Source organism: Streptomyces sp. NPDC055749 (assembly GCF_053617235.1).
The window spans coordinates 120,380-140,864 of sequence record NZ_JBSHFH010000004.1 but is presented as its reverse complement, the minus strand read 5'-3'; the positions used below and the strand labels follow the sequence as shown (position 1 = coordinate 140,864).

Annotated in this window: 17 protein-coding genes; 7 read left to right on the top strand and 10 right to left on the bottom strand. The window is 70.8% G+C overall.

Annotation, left to right across the window (positions count from 1 at the left end; all coding sequences use genetic code 11):
• Positions 1-2: 2 nt before the first annotated feature.
• The 4 genes from ACWGO0_RS04610 to ACWGO0_RS04595 form a co-directional block, all read right to left on the bottom strand.
• A complete protein-coding gene (locus tag ACWGO0_RS04610) occupies positions 3-386 on the bottom strand; it encodes a DUF742 domain-containing protein (protein WP_453527881.1) in 384 nt (127 codons plus the stop codon).
• Positions 379-1,224, bottom strand: a complete 846-nt coding sequence (locus ACWGO0_RS04605; protein ID WP_453527879.1) for a roadblock/LC7 domain-containing protein — start codon at positions 1,222-1,224, stop codon at positions 379-381. Before ACWGO0_RS04605 ends, ACWGO0_RS04610 begins: the two co-directional genes overlap by 8 nt.
• Complete coding sequence (locus tag ACWGO0_RS04600; RefSeq protein ID WP_453527876.1) at positions 1,221-2,402, bottom strand: ATP-binding protein; 1,182 nt, start codon at positions 2,400-2,402, stop codon at positions 1,221-1,223. The genes ACWGO0_RS04605 and ACWGO0_RS04600 overlap by 4 nt, the downstream gene beginning before the upstream one ends.
• A gap of 341 nt (positions 2,403-2,743) precedes the next feature.
• Positions 2,744-4,003, bottom strand: a complete 1,260-nt coding sequence (locus ACWGO0_RS04595) for an MFS transporter (protein WP_453527873.1) — start codon at positions 4,001-4,003, stop codon at positions 2,744-2,746.
• A gap of 57 nt (positions 4,004-4,060) precedes the next feature.
• On the opposite strand from ACWGO0_RS04595, the gene ACWGO0_RS04590 reads away from it, so the two are divergent.
• Entirely contained in the window at positions 4,061-5,035 is a 975-nt protein-coding gene (locus ACWGO0_RS04590) for a helix-turn-helix domain-containing protein (RefSeq protein WP_453527870.1), read from the top strand.
• A gap of 19 nt (positions 5,036-5,054) precedes the next feature.
• Here ACWGO0_RS04590 and ACWGO0_RS04585 read toward each other — a convergent pair whose 3' ends face one another.
• Complete coding sequence (locus tag ACWGO0_RS04585) at positions 5,055-5,402, bottom strand: DoxX family protein (RefSeq protein WP_453527867.1); 348 nt, start codon at positions 5,400-5,402, stop codon at positions 5,055-5,057.
• A 98-nt stretch (positions 5,403-5,500) separates the two neighbouring features.
• On the opposite strand from ACWGO0_RS04585, the gene ACWGO0_RS04580 reads away from it, so the two are divergent.
• Positions 5,501-5,992: a MarR family winged helix-turn-helix transcriptional regulator gene (locus ACWGO0_RS04580; protein WP_453527864.1), complete on the top strand. Its 492-nt coding sequence runs from the start codon at positions 5,501-5,503 to the stop codon at positions 5,990-5,992.
• 140 nt (positions 5,993-6,132) lie between these two features.
• A complete protein-coding gene (locus tag ACWGO0_RS04575) occupies positions 6,133-7,404 on the top strand; it encodes a lectin (RefSeq protein ID WP_453527861.1) in 1,272 nt (423 codons plus the stop codon).
• A gap of 43 nt (positions 7,405-7,447) precedes the next feature.
• Here the strand turns inward: ACWGO0_RS04575 and ACWGO0_RS04570 are convergent, their stop codons facing one another.
• Positions 7,448-7,816, bottom strand: coding sequence for a nuclear transport factor 2 family protein (locus ACWGO0_RS04570; RefSeq protein WP_453527858.1), 369 nt, complete (start codon positions 7,814-7,816; stop codon positions 7,448-7,450).
• 89 nt (positions 7,817-7,905) lie between these two features.
• Between ACWGO0_RS04570 and ACWGO0_RS04565 the strand changes: the two genes are divergently transcribed.
• Entirely contained in the window at positions 7,906-8,709 is an 804-nt protein-coding gene (locus ACWGO0_RS04565; protein WP_453527856.1) for a helix-turn-helix domain-containing protein, read from the top strand.
• A gap of 212 nt (positions 8,710-8,921) precedes the next feature.
• A complete protein-coding gene (locus ACWGO0_RS04560; protein ID WP_453527853.1) occupies positions 8,922-12,521 on the top strand; it encodes a hypothetical protein in 3,600 nt (1,199 codons plus the stop codon).
• Positions 12,522-12,648: 127 nt separating this feature from the next.
• Here ACWGO0_RS04560 and ACWGO0_RS04555 read toward each other — a convergent pair whose 3' ends face one another.
• The 4 genes from ACWGO0_RS04555 to ACWGO0_RS04540 all read right to left on the bottom strand — a co-directional run bounded on the left by ACWGO0_RS04555 (position 12,649) and on the right by ACWGO0_RS04540 (position 18,621).
• Positions 12,649-13,965 carry a phytase gene (locus tag ACWGO0_RS04555; protein WP_453527850.1) on the bottom strand — a complete coding sequence of 439 codons (1,317 nt, stop codon included), beginning with the start codon at positions 13,963-13,965 and terminating at the stop codon, positions 12,649-12,651.
• Positions 13,966-14,079: 114 nt separating this feature from the next.
• Positions 14,080-16,290 (bottom strand): HelD family protein, encoded by a 2,211-nt coding sequence (locus ACWGO0_RS04550; RefSeq protein ID WP_453528127.1) that lies wholly within the window; start codon positions 16,288-16,290, stop codon positions 14,080-14,082.
• A 176-nt stretch (positions 16,291-16,466) separates the two neighbouring features.
• Entirely contained in the window at positions 16,467-17,195 is a 729-nt protein-coding gene (locus ACWGO0_RS04545) for a hypothetical protein (protein ID WP_453527847.1), read from the bottom strand.
• 49 nt (positions 17,196-17,244) lie between these two features.
• The gene (locus ACWGO0_RS04540) at positions 17,245-18,621 is read right to left on the bottom strand and encodes a lipase family protein (RefSeq protein ID WP_453528124.1); all 1,377 of its coding nucleotides are present in this window, start codon (positions 18,619-18,621) and stop codon (positions 17,245-17,247) included.
• A gap of 215 nt (positions 18,622-18,836) precedes the next feature.
• Between ACWGO0_RS04540 and ACWGO0_RS04535 the strand changes: the two genes are divergently transcribed.
• Positions 18,837-19,385: an FABP family protein gene (locus ACWGO0_RS04535; RefSeq protein WP_453527844.1), complete on the top strand. Its 549-nt coding sequence runs from the start codon at positions 18,837-18,839 to the stop codon at positions 19,383-19,385.
• Positions 19,386-19,578: 193 nt separating this feature from the next.
• Complete coding sequence (locus ACWGO0_RS04530) at positions 19,579-20,442, top strand: alpha/beta hydrolase family protein (RefSeq protein WP_453527841.1); 864 nt, start codon at positions 19,579-19,581, stop codon at positions 20,440-20,442.
• Positions 20,443-20,485: the final 43 nt, after the last annotated feature.

Genomic DNA, 20,485 nt, shown 5'->3' with positions numbered 1-20,485 from the left:
CGTTACGCTCCGAATCGATTCTTCAGGCCCTCGAGCACGGCGCTGACCAGTTCTCTGTCGACACGCTCGGCGCGTGGTATCGGTCTCCTCACGAGGATGAGACCGTCCTCCTCCAGCTGCGCCAGCAGGATGCGCACGATGCCCAGCGGCAGGTGCGTGTGGCCGGCCACTTCGGCCACGGACAGGAAGCCCTCGGCGACCAGGTCCAGGACCTGACCCGTTTCCGGTGAGAGCGTGCGCGCCGCGGCCGACGCGTCCTGTGCCGCCATGACCAGGGTGGTGTGCTCGTACTCGTGGTCCGGGGGCAGTGCACGTCCGTTGGTGATCACGAAGAGGGGGACTAACGGGGACGTCAGCTCCAGCTCCTGCTCGGGCTCGTCAGGCATGGCCTGCTCCCTCTCCCCGCGCTACGGGCGTGGTCAGTTTCGGGATGACTTCGTGCAGGCGCGTGGTGAACTCCTCGATGTCGCAGTCGTGCTCGGCAGCGGCGGCCAGGAAGGCCCCCGTACCGGCCGATATCAGGAAGATCCAGCCGTGCTGGAACTCGATGACCGTCTGCCGCCACTCGGCGTCCTCGAGAACGCCCGCGAACTGCGAGGTGACCCTGCTGTAGGCGTGAATGCCCGTCATGGCCGCGGAGATCGTGTCCGCCAGGTCCCTGTTCAGCCCGCTGGTCGCCCCGCGGGGCAGACCGTCGGAACCCAGGAGTACGGCGTGACGGGCGCCCCGCACATCGGCGATCACCCGGTCGAGGTCGGCGATCACGAACCCCGAATCGCCCGTGCTCTCACGCCTGGCCCCGCCCGTGCCCCGCGTGCCGGCATCGTCCTCCGTGCTCACCCTCGGCGGCGTGGTGAGGTTGTTCCCCAGCCGGGCGACGAGGCGGTGCATACGGAAGGAGATCTGCTGCATGTCCACATCGGGCGCCGCGGCGGCGGCCAGATAGGCACCCTGCCCCGCTCCGATCAGGAAGCTCCACCCGTGGGAGAACTCGATGATCGTCTGGTTCCACTGCCGGTCCTCCTCCGGCCCGGCGAAGTGGGCCGTGGCCCGGCTGAGCGACTGCATCCCGGCCATGGCGGCGGAGATGGTACGTACCTCCTTCTCGGCCAGGCCCTCCGTGGCCCCACGAGGCAGGCCGTCCGCGGACAGCAGGACGGCGTGCCGTGCCCGGGGCACGTTGTGCACGATGTCCTCGAGCATCCACGACAGGTCGGCGGTCATGCGTCTTCGGACCCTTCGAGCGACGTGGGATCGAGGTTGCGGCCCGAGAGCGTGCCGCGCTGGAAGGCCCCCAGGCTGCGCCCGGAGGAGCGGCCGGTCTCCTGGGGGGCCCGTGCCGCCGGCAGGTCGGCCTCGGGGTCGGGCACGCTCGCGATCGGCGCCTGGCGCGCTCCGCGCTTCGGCAGGCCGTGCGTCGTACGCGACGTCCCGCTCTGCGGCCGTCCTTCGGCACGCAGGATGCTGCTGACGGGAGCCTCCTTGGCCGGTGTCTCCTCCATGGTCCACAGCTCCTCGGGCAGCAGGACGACGGCACGGACGCCGCCGTACCGGGAGACTCCGGTGACATCCACCTTGAAGCCGTACTGACGCGCGATCAGGCCGATCACCGGGAAGCCGAACTTCGGCTGGTTGCCGAGCTGCGAGAGACGGGGGACGACATCGCCCGCGAGCAGCTCCGTCGCCCGCTGCCGGTCCTCGTCGCTCATGCTGACGCCGGCGTCGTCGATGACGATGCAGAGGTTGTTCTGGATCCGCTGGAACGTCACCTCGATCGGTGCGTCGTGCTGGGAGAAGCTGGCGGCGTTGTCGAGCAGTTCGGCCACGGCGAGGGCGACGGGCGCGACCGCGGACGCCTTCAGCGCGAGCCCTGCCTGCTGCATGATGGCGACCCGGTGGAAGTTACGGATCTGCCCCTGGGCGCTGCGCACGACGTCGTAGACGCTGGCTGGCCTGTTGCGGCGGCCGAGCGGCGCACCGCACATGACCGCGATGCCCTGAGCCTTGCGCGCCATCTGCGCGTTGGCGTGGTTCACTTCGAGAAGGTCGCTGAGCACGGCGTGACCGCCGTACTTCCGCTGGATGCCGTCCAGGAGCGTGGTCTGCTCCGCGGCGAGGCTCTGCAGGAAGCTGGCGGCCCCCTTGAGGACCGCCTTCGTGTTCTCCTCCGCCGCTTCCTTGGCTTCCCGGAGGGTTCCGTCCTGCTCGTTCCTGAACTTCTGCAACTCTCCGCGGGAGAGGTGGAACTGACTGTCGGATATCTGGAGCTGGCGCCTCAGCTCGGCCTCGGTCTGCTGCTTCTTCGCCCCAAGGGCTCTGTTGCGGGCGGCGAGTGCCACGACCGCGACGACGGCTATCGCCGCCACCGCAACCAGGCACCACACAAGTGTGTCTCGAATCATGGAAACCTTTCCCGGCGCATGGCAGGAGGACGGCGACGGATACACCTCGCGAGGACCCGCGACACGGCCGCTCGGCACTGACCGGCCGCTGTTGCGCGGAGAGCAGGCCGCCGATCGCAAATCAGCATCTGAATCCAGTGGATCAAGATCACAGATGCCGGGATGCTATCACCGGATCCCTGCGTCGGCCGAGGTCCGTCATGGCTCCGGATTCAACCAACACGCGTTCCATACAGGCACGTTGAAGAGCGAGTTAGCCGCCGTGGCGGCCGGACCTCGTGCCTCTCACTTCCGGCCCCCCGAGTTGTTCAGGCGGTCTTCACAAGAGGAGTGACAATCTCTCACATGCCGTTGTCCCGTTGGCAACCGGTGTCCCCGCCGTGCGGAGCGACGAGGTGGCGGACCAGGGCGACGGCCGCCAGCAGTGCCACCAGCGTGCACACGGCCCACCACCCGGCCCTGCCGTAGACATGTACGCCGAGCCAGGAGCCCCCGCCGCCGCCGAGGTACGCGCAGCTCATGTAGGCGGTGTTGAGCCTGCTGCGGGCTTCGGGGAGCAGGGCGAAGACCCGGGTCTGGTTGGCGACCATGCCGGACTGCATCGCGACATCGAGCAGCAGCGTGCCGAGAACCAGAGCGGCCAGGCCCCGTGCCCCGCCCAGGGAGCCGGCTGCCAGGACCGCGGCGGAGAGGAGAACGCCGAGCATGCAGACCAGGTTCACCGGGCCGGGCCCCCACCGGTCCACCAGACGGCCCGCGTACGGGGTGCAGAGCATGGTTGCCGCTCCGACCAGGGCGAGCATTCCCACGGCCTGGGCTCCCAGGCCGTAGGCCGGGCCGCTCAGGAGGAGTGCCAGGCAGGTCCAGACGGCCGAGAACCCGGCGAAGACCGTGGCCTGGTACAGGCAGGACCTGCGCAGATCCGGTTCGGTACGCAGCAGGCGCAGGCACTCGGTCAGGAGCGCCGGATACGGCCGGCGCGAAGGCGAAGGCGAAGGCGAGGGCGAGGGCGGGGCCGTGTCCGGTACGGCGAAGGCGAGGACGGCCGCGAGGACCAGGGACACGACGGCGGCCACCAGGTAGGGGGCCCGCCACCCCAGCCATTCGCCGATCGCGCCGCCGAAGGTGCGGGCCAGGAGCATGCCGCCGATCGAGCCGCTCAGCAAGGTGCCCATCACCGCGCCGCGACGCTCTGCGGACACCAGACCGGCCGCCAGCGGGGCGACGATCTGCGCGGCCACGGTGGTGACGCCGACGAGGACACTGGCGGCGACGAGTGACGACAGACCGGGCGCGCACCCCGCGGCGAACAGGCCCGCGCCGGTGAGGGCGAGCAGAGTGACGAGGAACGGGCGATGCGGGAGCCGGTCCCCGAGCGGTACCAGCAGAAGGATCCCGGCCGCGTAACCGGCCTGGGTGGCGGTCACCGCTTGCGCGGCGGAATCGGGGGACACGCCCAGTCCGGTGGCGACCAGCGGGCTGACGGCCTGCGGGAAGTAGATGGTGCCGACGGCCACGGAGCAGGTGACGGCCAGGATCAGGATCAGCCGGCGGCTCATCCCGGTGACCCGGCCCGGCGGTGCGTGCGTTGCGGGTGTCATGGGAAAGCAGTTCACGGCACCCGCCGTCAGGGGCCAACAGATGTAGCGTACGGCTTAATGATCAGCTTCGAGCTCGGCGTCGAGGACCTGGCGGACACCCGGTTCGCGGTCTCACCGCTGCAGGAGACGGTGCTCAGCCTGCGGGTGCTGCGTGATCCCGGACTGTCCGCGCTGCACCTTCCGTGGCGCAGGTCCGTCCTCGGCGGACTCGGGCCGCTCGACCGGGACCTGCTGATGTCCTTGGTCGCGAAGAGGCGTACCCTCCCCGACTTCCTGACCCCGCGCCCCGCGAGCTTCGCCCCCGGCTTCGAGGACGAACTGGCCGTCGTCCGCCGGACCCCGCCCGGTCTGGTCCGCCGCGATCTGCTGGCCACGCACGTACCGGACCCGCTGCCCGCGGCCCTTCACGATGCGACCGCCACCGAAGACGCGCCCCTGGTCGCACTCCGCGATGGCATCTGCGCGCTCCTGCGGCAGTACTGGGAGATCGCCATCGAGCCGATGTGGCGGCAGATGCGGCTGGTGCTGGAAGCCGATATGACCTACCGGGCCCGGCAACTGGCCGTGGGCGGTGCGCGGCTGCTGTTCGCCGACATGCACCCGAATCTGCGCTGGCACAACGGTGTGCTGGACATCGACCGGATGATCGGCAGCCACCGCGTCGCGGCGTCCGGCCGGGGGCTGCTGCTCGTACCGTCCGTGTTCGCTCACAAGCCCGCGCCCCCGGCCGGCCCGGACGAACCGCCGGTGCTGGCGTACCCCAGCCGAGGGGTGGCGACGCTCTGGACCCCGGCGCCCGTCGCGGACGCGCCCGCTCTCGTGTCCCTCATGGGCGCGCCCAAGGCGAGGCTCCTCGGCCTGCTCGGTGAGCCACTGCCCACGGTCGAGATCGCCCGCCGCCTCCGGGTCACCCCGAGCGCCGTCTCCCAGCATCTGCGCGTGCTGTACGCCACCGGCCTCGTCACCCGGGCCCGCGACGGCCGGCAGGTCCTCTACCGCCGCAGCCCCCTCGGCGACCAGCTGACCGGCTGACCGGTTAGCCGCTGAGGGCTCAGGCGGACATCACCCGCAGGACGAGCGCGGCAGCGGCCACGAGGGCCAGGACCACCGGTGCCGCGATCTCGAAGTCCTTCGCGCGCAGGTGAGTGATGACCGCGCCGATGAAGTAGAGGGCCGCTCCGATCGCGGCGGCCGATCCGATCAGCGGCACCGCGAGTCCGACCACGAGTCCGACGGCGCCCGCTGCCTTCAGCGAGGCAAGCCGCGGGAACCAGGAATCGGGTACGCCCACCTTGCTCATCGAGGCCGTGACTGCCGCGTTGCGGGTGAAGGTCAGCGTGGCCGAGGCGCTGAGGGCGAGGGCGAGAAGGATGCCGACTATGGCGTAGGCGACGAACATGATTACCTCAAGGTCTTCAATGGTGGATGGCGAAATATCGTTGAACAGTAACAACGATTGATCGTGTCGCACAATAGAGGCCCTGTTACGGTATGGGTATGGCAGCGCAGCGCAGGGTCACCCAGCAAGCGGCGGGGTCCTCCGCGTCCCCCGGGGACCCGGACTACCGCCTCGGATTCCTGCTCGCCTACCACGGCGGTATCACCGAGGCGCTGATCCGCAAGGCGCTCGCCGTCACCGGGCTCGCACCGCGTCATGTGATGACGCTGCTGCAGCTCTCCGAGGGTCCGGTCACGCAGAAGGCGCTCATCGAGAAGCTCGATGTCGACCCGAGCGTGCTCGTCGCCCTGCTCAATGACCTCGAGGGCGACGATCTCGTGCGCCGCACGCGCGACCCCGCCGATCGCCGCCGGCACATCGTGGAGATCACCCCGGAGGGGGCCTCGCGCCTCGGGGCGTCGGACATCGCGCTCGACACCGTGGAGCGAGAGCTGTTCGCGGACCTGTCCGACGGTGAAATCGCCGCGCTGCGCGGACTGCTCGGCAGGCTGCGGACATCGCCGGAGGACTTCACCTGCACGGAGGGCTGACCGTCCTGGTGCCCGTCCCCGGGGGCTGGTCCGTACCAAACTCTTGACAGCCCTATCGTTCACTTCTTAAATCACGGAGTGAACTAAGCGTCCCCCAGGGCGAGTTCCCACCCCCCACCGTGTTCCATGAAGGGACAGTCATGGATTCCCCACGTTTATCCCGGCGCCTGCTGGTATCGCTCGTCTCGGTCCTCGCCCTCGCATCGCTCTCCACCGGACTGGCGCAGGGCGCACCCCCGCCTCCGGCGGAACCCTCCGCACGTACCGCCTCGGCCGCCGCAGTCACGTTCGCCGACGAGTTCGACGGACCCGCGGGCTCCGCCGTCGACGGCGGGAAGTGGCAGGTCGAGACGGGCGACAACGTTGCCAACCACGAGCGGCAGTTCTACACCGCGGGCAACCGCAACGCCGCCCTCGACGGGCAGGGCCATCTGGTCATCACCGCCCGCCGGGAGAATCCGGACAACTACCAGTGCTGGTACGGGCGTTGCGAGTACACCTCCGCCCGGCTGAACACCGCGGGCAGGTTCACCACGACGTACGGACGCGTCGAGGCCCGCATGAAGATCCCGCGCGGGCAGGGCATCTGGCCGGCGTTCTGGATGCTGGGCAACGACATCGGTCAGGTGGGCTGGCCGAACTCGGGCGAGATCGACGTCATGGAGAACGTGGGCTTCGAGCCGTCCACCGTCCACGGCACGCTCCACGGACCCGGCTACTCCGGCTCCGGCGGCATCGGCGCCGCCTACACCCTGCCGGGCGGCCAGGTGTTCGCCGACGCCTTCCACACCTTCACCGTCGACTGGAGCCCGAACGCGATCACCTGGTCCGTCGACGGCACCGTCTACCAGCGGCGCACCCCCGCCGACCTCGGCGGGCGCCAGTGGGTCTTCGACAAGCCCTTCTTCCTGATCCTCAACCTCGCGGTCGGCGGCTACTGGCCCGGAGACCCCGACGGCAGCACGGTCTTCCCCCAGCAGCTCCTGGTCGACTACGTCCGGGTCAGCACCGACACCGAACAGCCGGGCGGCAGCGGCCCCATCACCGGCATCGGCGGCAAGTGCGTGGACGTGGCAGGCGCCAACAGCGCCAACGGAACACCCGTGCAGCTCTACGACTGCAACGGCAGCGCGGCTCAGCGGTGGAGCGTCGGCGGCGACGGCGCGATCCGGGCCCTGGGCAAGTGCCTGGACGTGGCATCGGGCGGTACGGCGGACGGCACCGCCGTCCAGTTGTGGGACTGCAACGGCACCGCCGCACAGCAGTGGGCCGTGCCCGCGGCCCGCGACATCGTCAACCCCCAGGCGAACAAGTGCCTCGACGCCAGTGGCGGCAGCTCGGCCAACGGCACCCGGCTGCAGATCTGGACGTGCACCGGTAGTCCCAACCAGAAGTGGACGGTGACCCGCTGACGGAGAGCCACCGCGCGGCGTGCCGGGCGCCGCGCGGGCCGGCTCACAGAGTCGCCACCGGATTCGGACCATCTGCCGGGATCTGTTCGACGACCTCCCAGCGCTCGGCGATCAGGCCGTCCTGGAGACGGAAGACATCGGCCACCGCGATGTCGAGCTCGCCCCCGGGCAGCCACCTCCGGGAGAACATCGTCACGTAGTCGCCTTCCGCCGCGAGACGGCGGATGTCGGTCCGGATCTCGGCGAGGGGCAGCAGCCGCGCTGCCGCGAGCCAGTCCGCCTTCGTGGAGGTCCGGAACGGCAGCCCGTGATCCACGTAGTCGTCGCGCAGGAGCGGTGCGAGGGCGTCGAGGTCGCCCTTGGCGTACAACTCCAGGCAGGTGAGGACGAGTTGCTTGTTGTCAGTGCTCATGCCGAGGAGTGTGGCGGCGACTTGTCGCGGCTGTCGATGAACTCGGAGTTCATGGACCCTGGCCGGCCGGTGAGACTAGGGTCCACGCTGTGGAGACGGTAGGCGGCCTGCTGCGCGAGTGGCGGCACAAACGACGGCTGAGCCAGCTCGATCTCGCGCTGGCGGCGGGCGTTTCACCGCGCTACGTCAGCCTCATGGAGACGGGCCGGTCCCGTCCGAGCGCCGACATGGTGCTTCGGATCGCCGCTCAGCTCGACGTCCCGCTGCGGCACCGCAATCGGCTGCTCGTGGCGGCCGGGTTCGCACCGCGGCATCGCGAACAGCCGCTCGACGAGCCGGACATGTCGGCCGTCCGGGACGCCGTGGTGCGGGTGCTGCGTGCGCACGAGCCGTATCCGGCGCTGGTGGTGGACCGGCGCTGGAACATCGTGATGGCCAACGCACCGGTCGAGCACTTCCTCGCGGACGTCGATCCCGAGCTGCTGCGCGCTCCCGTCAACATGGTGCGGCTCGGGCTCGATCCACGGGGTCTCGCCTCCCGGATCGTCAATCTGGCCGAAGTCCGCGCGTTCTTCCGTGCCCGGCTGTCCCGCCAGGTCGCCAGGACCGGTGATCCGGTGGTCGGCGCCCTGTACGACGAGTTCTTCGCGGAGCACGAGCCGGAGGGCCCACCACCCCGGCCGGAGTCGGAGGTGGCGATTCCGATGATCTTCCGCCTCCAGGGGCGCGAGCTGAGACTGTTCTCGACCATCACGACGTTCGGAACCCCGCAGGACATCACGCTCGAAGAGATCTCGATCGAGTCCTACTATCCGGCGGACGCCGACAGCGCCGCGACTCTGCGAAGCATGGCCGGCCCGGCGGGGACCAGGCGCGACCACGAAAATCTGTGAGGCCCGAACCGCCGACGGTTCGGGCCTCACAGGCGCGTGGGGGGTCGCGATGCCATGTGCGCTTCGTCCTTCTCAACGCCGCACCGGCGCATTCGGTTACGGGGGTGGAGCGCCCAATGCGCCCGGCGCACGCCTTACGGGGGCGGTGTCAGTGCCGTGTGCTGAGATATTTCACGACGCCTGCCAGATGATCGAACGGGGGGACGGGCGCGATGTCTCAAGCACGTACGGATGCGGCCGGACCGCGACGCGCGGTTCTGGAGCTGCTGACCCACGGCACGCCCGGTGAGGAACGCGGGGAGTCCGGGCGCGCCGCAGCATCGCTCCGCGCAGCGCTGTCCGAAGGGAGCGCTCCGGTCCCGGCCCGGCTGGTCGCCGCCGCTCGCACCGTAGGTGAGCTGGGCGACGGCCTCGCCACCGAGTTGGTCCGGCGGGCGCGTCCGGCCCGCACCCTGGCCGGACATCTCCTCGGCGCGCTGCGGCCTGGAAGCGCCGCCGATGCCCTGCTGTGCGAGCTGACCGAGCAACATCTCGCGGGGGACCCCGAGCGCTGGCGCGGACTGCACGACGCTCTCGCGACGTCCCGGCACACCCTGCCGGAACTGCTCGCCGCGCGCCCCGCACCCGCCGACGGCCCGACAGTGCTGCCGCCGAAGTCCGTCTGCGACACGCTGGGGCTCCTCCTGGAGCGGACGGTGCCCCGGCACGCCGCCGCCGCGCTGACCGCACTGCCGGACCGCACAGTGGAGGGACTGCTGGCAGGGGGCTCCTTGCCGGGCCCGGTGCTGTCGGCTGCCGTCACGCGCCACGGCGACAGCCGGGCGCGGACGGTTCTTGCCCGCCACCCCCGGATCGATGCACGCGTCCTCAAGGAACTCGTGGCAGCGGACGACCCAGCGGTGAACGCCGCCGTGTACCGCAACGCGCGCTGCACACCGTCCCTGCGGCGGGCCATCGTCCACGCGATGCACCGTGTCCCGTTGGACGAAGCGCTGCGGGCGGAGCTGCTGTCGGCCACCAGCAACGAATCACGCAGCCGGGCGGCGCCGCTGCTGGGCAGCGGTGATCTCCTGCTGGCCTCCAAGGCCCTGGCCTGGGGCGTACGAAAGGTGGCACAGCGGTATGCGTTGCTGCGCGTGTGGGAGTGCCAGGGGCCCGACGCCGTGCGCACCGCGCTGGCCGACCCGGTCGTCGTCCAGTACGTCCACGAGAGCATCCGGACCGAGGTGGCCGCCGCCCTCGCAGCACCCGATGGGCCGGCCGTGCCGCGAGCGGCAGCGATCGCGTACGAGGACCCGGCCGCGCTGCCGCAACTGCTCAGCGTCTGCCGCGGCACCAGCACACTGCGCGATCTGCTCAACGAGCCGTACGCGCACGACTTTCGCGCCCTCGCAGCCGCCAACCGCCAGACGCCGTTCATGCCGAAGGCTGCCGAGGAGCTGATCCGGCACGAGGACGCCACGGACGCCGAGCGCGCCGAATTCCGGCTGACTCTGCTGAACGCGCCGTGGCGGGCCGGCGGGCGGATCGCCGGGAACCTCACCCCGCCGTCCCGGCGACTGGCCGAGGAGTCGTTGGACGCCCAAGCCGCGGAGTGGGCCGTCGGCGTCGTACGGGCCGGACTCCTCGACCCCGCGGAACTGGTCACGACGGCACGGCCCGCAGCACTGGCGGCGCAAGCCCTGTTCGCCCTGGCCGAGCACGGTCTGTGGGGTGGTCAGGTCCACGACGAGTTGGCTGCCCGGCCCGACGCCTGGGCGGTGCTGCTGGAATCGCTCCCGGAGCATCCCGGCACCCTGGCGGAGGCGATCGAGGAGGCCATCGATGAGGCCGCGCGGCTGTTGGGGAACGGCGGGGTGACGCCGACAGGCCCTAGGTCGGCCGCCCCGTACGAGCCGCCTGCGGAGCCTGTGGGGCACGCCGGGTGTTCCGCGCTCGGTGCGGTCGACCTCCTCCTGTCGCTCGTTCCGGCCGGAACCGCCCCACTGCCTCAGGACCCGGCGGTCCTGCGGTATCTGGCGGCGCACCGTGTGGCGGACGCGCCCGGATGGCGGCATCCGGACTGGCTGTGGAAGGCGTGCACGGACCGGGGGCTGGAGGACGTGGCTCATCGGTGCGAAGCGCCGGAGCGCGAGGAGGTGCTGGCCAGCTTCGAGGGTGCAACCCCCACCGATTCCGTCGCCCGTGCCGCAGAACGGGCCTATCTGCACGGCATCGTGCAGGCCGACGACCTGCTGTGCCACCTGCCCGCTGCCTGGCTGCTCCACCTGCCCCACGGCTGGGAGGACTTCGCCTTCACCGCGGCCTGGCGGCGCGCGCTGGCCGCGTTCCTCGATCGGGAGCTCGGGACCGATGCGGACGCCTGGCTGCGGCTCGCCGCGACAGCGCGCGGCGCGGCGGCGACCGACGGCGACCCCCATGGACCGGAGCGGGCAGCCACCTGGCCCCGGCTGTTGGAGCGCTCACGTCGGGAAGGCCCGTACGGCACAGGCAGGTTGAGGGAGCTGTGCGCGGGGGTCGACACCGTCTCGACGTTCGCGCCCACCCTCGCGCCCACCACCCCGAAGGCCGCAGGGGACCTGCTCGCCCGCGGCAACCACCTGTGGGCCTGGCCTCTGGGTACGTTGCTGTGTGCGGCCGGGCCGGGAATCCTGGCCGAGGTGCTGCCCCGCTACGGCCCGGACGGACCGTGGATGCTCGCCGCGTTCCTCCTGCGTTGCAGGCCGACCCCTCACGTGCCCTTCGAGTATCTGCTCCGCTCGCGCGACCGGGCGGCGTTGCGGGTCCTCTCCGAGCACGCCGGGCGGCTGGGAGCGGATCAAGTGTCGCGTCTGGTGGACCTGGCCGATCCCGAAACCGACCTGGCCGTGCTGCGTAACACATCCGATCCGCGTGTGCTGCGCCGAATCGCCGCCCGGCCCGGTTCGTTGGCGCCACGCCTCGTCGAGGAATTGCGCTCCGATCCGCTCGCCCACGCGCCCGGTGGCACCGTATGGCTGGAGTCGGCCGAACCCGACCTAGTGGAGCTCGTCCTGACCAGATCGGGCAAGCGCCTCAACCTGGCACAACAACTCGTGGGCTGTCTGAACCTGCTGCGCAGTGGAGGCCCCGAGCGCTTGGCGGCTCTCGCCGGGAGCGGAGTCCTCGGGACCACCGCGACACGGCTGTGTCAGAAGGCACTCGCCGCCGATGACCCGGCCGCGCCCCTGAACGCGCGCACAGAGCGGGAGCTGTCGGCGGAACGTCTGGCGAAACGCCTGCGCCGCGCCCAGGGGCACTGGGTCACCCGGGAAATCCTCGACAGCACACCGGCGCTCCCGGACTGGGACGGACTGCAGGCCGAGCACAGCAGAGAACCGATCCCGGGGTGGGACCAGGTCGTCAGGCACCCCGATGCCCCGCACGCGTTCGTGGTCCGCAACGCCGCACATCTGTGGGAGCTGTCACTCCGGTCCGCACCGCCGGGGAGGGAGCTGACCGTGGCACGCGCCAGACACGGGCTGGGCGGGCATCGGCGCGAGCCCGTCGACGTCGTGCTCGACCATCTCCTGCGGACAGGACGGCTGACCGCGCGGGACCTGATACACGAAGCCGCGCCCGCTGCCGTCGTGCTGGGCTACCTCAATCGTGCGCGCCGCCGGTCCGACGCCCCCGAGGAGGTGCGCACCGCCTTGGGGGAGGTCGCCGAACTGGTGCGCGAGCGGCTCGGCGACGACACCGGTGCGTGGTACCGCGTCTTCGCCCGGCTCACCGAACGGGAGCAGCCGGACCGGGTGCCCGCCGCGGTCTCATCGCTCCTCGCCGCGCCCTGACGGCCGTCGAGGGCGGGGCCGTCCCGCGCTCGCATACGCACGTCGGAACGAAGCGCGCCGAGCGGCCGGAGCCGAGCAGCTGCGCCCGGCCCCGGCCGCCCCGGGGGAGTGGTGGAGCGTTCCCTGCTCAGTCGGTGTCGCGCGGGTCGAAGGACTCGGTGTCGGTCGTCAGGGGCTCGGGGAACGCACCGGCGACGGCGTCCCACGGAGTGAGCTTGAAGTTGGTGCTCTCCCTGTCTCCGTCCGCCGGGGTCGCCTCACCGTCATGGGTGATCAGCAGGCCCTTCGGGAAGGCCGGGCCCAGGGGCACGTTGACGACGGTCGAGCCGTCGGAGTGCTGCACCCCGTCCGTGGCGGCGCTGTCGTTGACGGCGAACGAGCCGATGTAGCGGTTGGCGCCCTCCCGCTCGTAGACGGCGAACGCGTTGTCCCCCTGGCTGGAGGCGAGTACGTAACCGGCGCCGTCGGCCGCGTGGTAGACGGTGACGCCCTCGGCGTCCGCGCTCAGGTTCCTGCCACCGAAGCCGGGATCATTGGCGGTGTCGAGGACGCACTCCTCCTCCGCGGCGTCGTACGTCCACGGCGTGCCGTACTCACGGACCCGGTCCATCAGCTCCGGGGCCTCGAACTCCTCGTCGTCGAGTTCGATGCGCCACAGGCCAACGGCCTCCTGCGCGGCATAGAGGACGTGCTCCTCCTGGTCGACGGCCATGCCTTCGACCTGCGGGCGCTCGCCGGGGTCGGCGCAGGGCGTCCAGTCGGTCCCGTCGGGCAGCTCGAAGGCGCCGGGGAGGTCCAGCGTGTCCTCGGTGACGTAGCCCACCCGGCCGCCGATGTCCTTCAGTTCGAGCAGGCGGAGCCGGCTCTCCTCGCGCTGCGACACCACGGCATAGGCGTCCTCGTCGTCACTGAAGGCGGCGAGGCCGTAGGACGTGCGCTGGTCGTCCACCTCCGACTCGCTCGTGGCGAAGACCGGCTTCACGTCCGCTGCCGTCACGTCCTTGAGCGGCGGCCTTCCCGCCGCGACGGCGGCAGGGTCGATCCTGAAGGCACGTATCCGGTCCCGGCCCCGGTCGCTGACCAGCGCCAGGTCCGTCTTCCTGCCGCCCAGTTCGAAGCCGTAGACGATGTCGACGTTGTTGAACCGGCCGGGCGAAGCGTCCTCGCCGGGCGCCGCCGGAGCCGCGATGTGCTGCAGCCTTCTCCCGTCGAGACCGTAGACGTCCAGGCCGGCTTCCTTGAGTGTCCCGATCACGATGCTGCGCCCCGGGTGGGCGGGGTCGACCCAGACGGCGGGGTCGTCGGCATTGGCATTACCGCCGGCCTCGTCGTCGTACACGGCAGGTGTCTCCACACGCGCGTCGACGGAAACCGGGGGCTGTGCGGTAGCACCGGAGACCATCACCAGCGAGGCGGCCAAAGCTGTCAGAGCGGAAGCGCTCACGATACTCCTCAGTAGCGTTGTGGACCTGCGCGACGCTATGGGTGACCGGTGTGGAGAGCGGAACGGCACGATGAACTGCGGACGGCCCGTCAACTACGGTTGTTCAGACAGGAGTTAACGCAGGGCCTCAGGGAGCTCCTTTCGGTGGACAATGCCCAGGCGCTGCGTGGCACGGGTCAGAGCCACGTACAGGTCACTGGTCCCGAACCCGGCGGGCTCCACGACCAGCACATGGTCGAATTCCAGCCCCTTGGCCTGTCGCGGTGCGAGCAGGACCACCGGACGGGTCAGATCGGGCTCGGCACCGGCCGTGACTCCGTCCAGCGGAGCCGCGATCTCCTCGTGGAGCGCCGACGGGGCGATCACCGCCAGGCGCCCTTCCTCGGGTGTCAGCTCCGAGACCGCGCGGGCCACCGCGCCCGCCAGATCCTCGCCGGATTCCCTCGTCCACGGCGCCTCGCCGGTGGAACGCACCGAGCCGGGAGGCTCGAACGAAGGGTCGTCGGCGCGGAGAACCCTGGCGGCAAGCCCCATGATCTCGGCGGGCGTACGGTAGTTGACCTTGAGCCGGACGTGCTCGAAGCGGTCACCGACGTACGGCTCCAGGATCTTGTCCCACGACCCGACGCCCGCCTCCTCGGAGGTCTGGACCGGGTCACCGACCAGGGTCAGCGAGCGGGTCGGCGAACGGCGCATCAGCAGCCGCCACGCCATCGGCGACAACTCCTGCGCCTCGTCGACGATGATGTGCCCGAACGCCCAGGTCCGGTCGGCGGCTGCGCGCTCCGCCGCACTGCGGTGATCGATCTCCTCCTGCCGGTCCGCCATCCGCTCGGCGTCGATGATGTCGTGGGCGGCGAGGATCTCGGACTCCTCGTCCTCGAACTCGTACGTCTCCGAGCCCCTCGACAGCGCCAGCACACCCTGCGCGTACGCGATCCGCTCCTGGCGCTCCGCCTCGGCGGCGGCCCGCTCGGCACTGTCGTCGACGCCGAGCAGCTCCGCCGCCTCGTCGAGCAGCGGAACATCGGCGGGGGTCCACGTTCCTTCGCCTGGCGTGCGGCGGATGGCTTCGGCGTCGGCCTCCGGTACGTACACGGGGTCGGCCAGATAGTCCCTGAGGAACTCCTCCGGAGCGAGCTCGGGCCACAGCCCGTCGATGGCGGAGTGCACCTCCTTGCTGAGCGCGACGCCCTTGCCGAGCTGGGCGATGTCGTCGGGGCCGAGGAAGTTGGGACCGCCGTACGGATCGGCGCCGATGCGCTCGGTGAGCTGCGAGGTGAGGGCGTCGATGATCCGGAAGGCGAAGTGCGGGCGTGCGAGGTTGTGCGGCAGGAGCGTGTCGCGGGCCGCCTGCCGGGCCTCGTAGGCGATCTCCCAGTCGAGGACGAGGTCCCCGTCGTCGTGCGCGATGACCAGCGGGGCGCCGGGTTCGGGCAACTGCTGCCGGTCACGGACGGCGAGGGCGAGCGCCTCCGCCATCGGCACACCGCCCTTGACGGCTGCGGCGCGCGGTGTGTCAGTGCCCCGGGCGTGCACACCGGGGAAGAGCTCCCCCGGTGTGGCCAGCAGGACCCCGGTCTCGCCCAGCGCGGGCAGCACCTCGCCGATGTAGCGCAGGAAGGCCGGATTCGGGCCCACGATCAGGACGGCGCGCTTGGCGAGCAGTTCGCGGTGCTCGTACAGCAGGAAGGCCGCGCGGTGCAGCGCCACCGCCGTCTTTCCGGTGCCGGGACCGCCCTCCACGACGAGGACTCCGCGGTGCGGGGCGCGGATGATGCGGTCCTGCTCCGCCTGGATGGTCCGCACGATGTCGCCCATGCGGCCCGTGCGGGCGGAGTTCACGGCGGCGAGCAGCACGGCGTCGCCGCTCGGGTCCTCGAAGCCTGTGCGCTCCCGGTCCCCGACGTCGAGGATCTCGTCGTGCAGTTCGGTGACGAGACGGCCCTCGGTGGTGATGTGCCTGCGCCGCCGCAGCCCCATCGGTGTGTGCCCGGTGGCGAGATAGAAGGGGCGTGCGACCGGTGCGCGCCAATCGATGAGAAGAGGTGTACGAGCGGTGTCGTCCTCGCGGATTCCGATACGGCCGATATGGTGCGCGGCGCCGTCCGAGAGATCGATGCGGCCGAAACACAGTGAGCCGTCCACCGCATTCAGGGCGGCGAGCAGCCCTGAGCGTTCGGCGACGAGCACCTCACGTTCGAGACGTGCCTGCTGACCGGTACCGACGGGCGTCAGCGCGTCCTCGACGTGCTGTGCGGCGACTCCGCGCAGCGCGTCGACACGGTCGTAGAGCCGGCCGATGAATTCCTGCTCCTTATGCAGTTCGGCACTTTCCCGAGTTGACAACATGACTCCCTGACGGATATGGTGTTGCTTAGTGGCCCCCTTTGTGGGGCCTTTTCTGTGAGTACACAGAAACGCTCAATATACTCTTGAGAATGCCCGGTCCGCAATTGCGGACCGGGCATTCTTGTTGCCCCAGGGAACGACGGCCGGCCTCAGGCGACGCTGTCGCCGGGCGCCACCGGGTATGCCTCCAGTTCCGGAGCGGCCAGCAGTTCGGCGATCAGTGCTCGGGACCCGCCGATGTATGTGCTCACCAGGTCCACGTCACCGCCCAGACACCAGGCGCGGTCCTGCGGCCACCACAGGTCGGGCAGTTCGGCGAACTCGTCCAGGGATACGGGGGAGACGGCGTCGGCCAGTGTGCCGGAGAGCAGCACCTCTTCCCGTTCGGGAGTCTCGAAGGTCGGTACGTGGTCGAAGTCCCACCGCCCGTAGCCGTGCCACAGCCCGAACCAGCAGCGCTCGGCCGTCCCGGTGTGCCGGGCCAGGACAGGGATCAGGGCCTGGGCGACGGCGGGCGGGGTCGGGCCCTCCTCCGGATGCTCGTCCCAGACGCCGGGCAGGCCGTACTCGGACGCGTTGTAGTAGTCCTGGTCCATCCCGGCCACCTCGTGCCAGCGGCTGCCCGGCGCCACCTCGCGTCCGTACGCGGCGGCCACCGTCGCCCACCGGACCGGCCGCTCGTCCAGGGAAGCCGGGTGCAGCACCCGGGCGTAGGCTTCGAACCCGGGTGCCGCGACGCCCGCCACCGTCCCGAAGTCGCCCTGCCCGGGCGCGCGTTCGGTGAGCCAGCGTGCGGGGTCGAGACCGGATGTCTGTACGCGCAGGTGTCCGTACCGTTCGGGAGCGGGCTCGCGGTCCACCGGGGGATAGTCGTTCATTCCGCACAGTCTGCCCGGCCGGACCGTGTGAGCGACGCACTGTGCCCGGTCAGCGCTGGAAAGGCATCGTCCAGCAGTTGGAGACGACCGCCTTGCCCGAGAGCCGGTCGGTCAGCCAGGAGATCGCCTCGCCCTGGTCGGTGATCAGGGGCACCACGTGGTTGGTGAGGAGCTTGTCCCCGAGGTTGGGCAGCTCGATGGCGTCGTACGTGACTCCGGCACCCTTGCGGCACCAGTCCACGGCCAGTTGGCGGGCCTGGCCGTGCGGCACGATGTCGTCCTGGACGCCGGTCGCCACCCGTACCGGGCCCGCGGGCTTCAGTGTGCCGATGCGCTGCTTGTCGAGCGCCGCACGCGCCCGCGGTTCCGCGGCGATGACGTCGCCGAGCGACGTGCCGCTGGTCGTCCACTTGGCGCTCTTCGTGAAGCCGTAGCCGAAGATCGCGTCGCCGACGCACATGGTCGACGCGTCCTTCAGCGCGGCCCGGCCGGTGGCGTTGATGTTCTTCTCGACGACCTCGCGCAGATCGGGATCGGCCTGCGCGAAGCCGTTCACCGACCAGGCCAGCGCACCGGCCAGAGCGCTGCCGTCGATGCCCTTCATCACCGCGGTCAGGTCCGCGGGCGGCGCGCCGGCATAGGTGCCGGCGACCTTGACGTCGGGTGCGTACGAGGGCTGGAGCTCGGCGGCCGACGCGCTGGCGCCGCCGCCCTGGCTGTAGCCGTACAGGCCGACGCGCGAGTCTGCGGTGACCGACGCCCCCGGTACGGCGCGCGCGGCGCGGGCCGCGTCCAGGAGGGCGTGTCCCTGGTCGAGGCGGTTGACGTAGGTGTGGAGCCGGTCGGTGGCGCCGAGACCGACGTAGTCGGTGACGACGACCGCGGCTCCGGTGGCGAGCAGGCGGTAGATCGCCAGGGCCTCGTAGCCGACCGACAGGGTCTCGCCGGTCAGCTTCAGCGGGTACTGCAGCGACAGCGAGGGTGCGCACTGGTCGCCCTGGCCCACGGTTCCCGAGGCCAGCGCCACCAGCGGGCGCGTACCGCCGCCCTTCCAGGCCGCCGACGGTTCGATGTAGGCACCGGTCACCGCGACCGGCTGCCCGGTCGAATCCGTCGACCTGTACATCAGCCGGGTCGCCGTGCCCGGCATCGGGCGGCCGTCGAGGCCGGGAATGGACAGACCGAGCGGCAGTGCCTCGCTCCGGATCAATGCGCCGTTGGCCGTGGGGAGTCCGGCGGGCGGATTGTAGAAGGCGGGAATGGTCACGCCCCTGGAGACCACGGGCTCCGATCCCGTTTCGTCGGCGGAGGCCGGGACGGCGTACGTCCCCACGCAGGCCGCGGCGGCCACCGCGACGGCCAGCACGCGCAGGGTGCCCGGCGCGTGCCGGGGGTGGGGGGAGACCGCGGGATGTGCGGTGCTCATGGAACGCGAACGGGTGCTCTTGCGGCTCACAGTTCACTCCTCGCTCTGCTCCGATGCAGGTGAGCGCAAGCTAGCAACGATTACTTACCGAAGGTAACTCGTCGGTAAGTTACGCTCTAGTAACTATTCGCTTCGGTCCATCACCAGGTTCGGCCGCGGGAATGAGGCCATAGGCTGCCAATCGGCACCGGCCTCGACCCAGGAGCGCGCACACCATGTCCGACCCCGTTCAGAAGTACCCGTTCCCCGACGCCCTCCGAGCGGACGAAGCGCCCGCGCCGCATCCGCTGCTCGCGCCGGTGCTCGGGTTCCTGGGCACCTGGGCCGGCCGGGGCAGCGGCGGATACCCCACGCTCGACGCGGAGTTCGCGTACGCGCAGGAGGTGACCTTCAGTCATGACGGGCGGCCCTTCCTGCAGTACGAGGCACGCGCCTGGCTGCTCGACGCGGACGGCGCACCGCTGCGGCCCTCGGCCCGCGAGAGCGGCTGGTGGCGGCTCCAGCCCGACGGGCGCGTGGAGGCACTGATCACGCAGCCCACCGGAATCGCGGAGATCTCGACCGGCCGCGCGGGCGACGGGTCCGTCGACCTCGCCACCCAGCAGGTGGCCTGCACACCCACCGCCAAGGAGGTCGCGGCCACCCAGCGCCGCTACACCCTCACCGACGAGGACACGCTCGACTTCGTCCACGCCCTGGCCGCGGTCGGACAGCCGCTGCAGCACCACCTCTCGGCGCGGCTCCGGCGCGCCGCCGGAAGCTGAGCACTCCGGGCGCACGCGGGCACGCGGTCACGGGGCGCCGACGTCACGTCTGTCGGTAAGTTGCACGAACCCGGCCTTCGGTGATTGCCGCGATTGCGCAGAGACGGCCGTCCGCCGTTGCTTCAGGATTTGCGATCAAACGCAGATGTGAGCCGGACGAAACATCCGGTTCACCTTGACGTCTGGAGTCGCCGTGGTGTGGAAGAAGAACCTTCTCGTCCCGTTGATCGCGCTCACCCTCTCGCTGTCCGCCTTGGCCGGCGGGGGCGCCGCCTCGGCGTCCGCCCCCGCCGAAGCCGTCGCCGCCACCAGTGACTACGGGGCCCCCGGCCCCTACGCCACCGAAGTGGAGGTCGGCGCGGTGACCACCCTGTACTACCCGCGGGACATCGCGCAGAGCAACCGCCGCCACCCCGTGATCGTGTGGGGCAACGGCACATTCGCCTTCCCCGTCGTCTACCGCGACCTGCTCCTCCACTGGGCGAGCCAGGGCTTCATCGTCGCCGCCGCCAACACCCCGCAGTCCAACCTCGGCATCTCCATGCGCGCCGGTATCGACATGCTGACCCGCAGGAACGCCGACCCCGACAGCATCTTCCGCGACCGGGTCGACCTCGAACACATCGGCGCCTCTGGGCACTCGCAGGGCGGGGCGGCTGCCATCGTCGTCGGCGCGGACCCGCGCGTGGACACGATCCTGCCGATCCAGCCGGGGCCGCTGGCCAACATCAACGACGCACATGTCCCCGCCCTCCTCCTGGCGGGCCAGAAGGACAGCATCGTCTTCCCGTTCCTCGTCAAGGCGTTCTACGACGCCGCCGACCACATCCCGGCCGTCTACGGCGAATTGCGCGGGGCCGACCACTTCACGGTCGTGGGCGACCCGGGCCCGTTCGCCGCGCCGACCACCGCGTGGTTCCGCGCGCAGCTCATGGGGGACCAGGCGGCAGGCACCGAGTTCTTCGGCCCCAACTGCGGCATCTGCGTCGACACCACCACCTGGTCCGACGTCCGCCGCAACGACCTGGCAACCCAGTACCCCTCCGCCGCCCGGTAGACCGGCACCGGCGCACCCTCGCGCTCCGCCCCGGGCGCTCCGG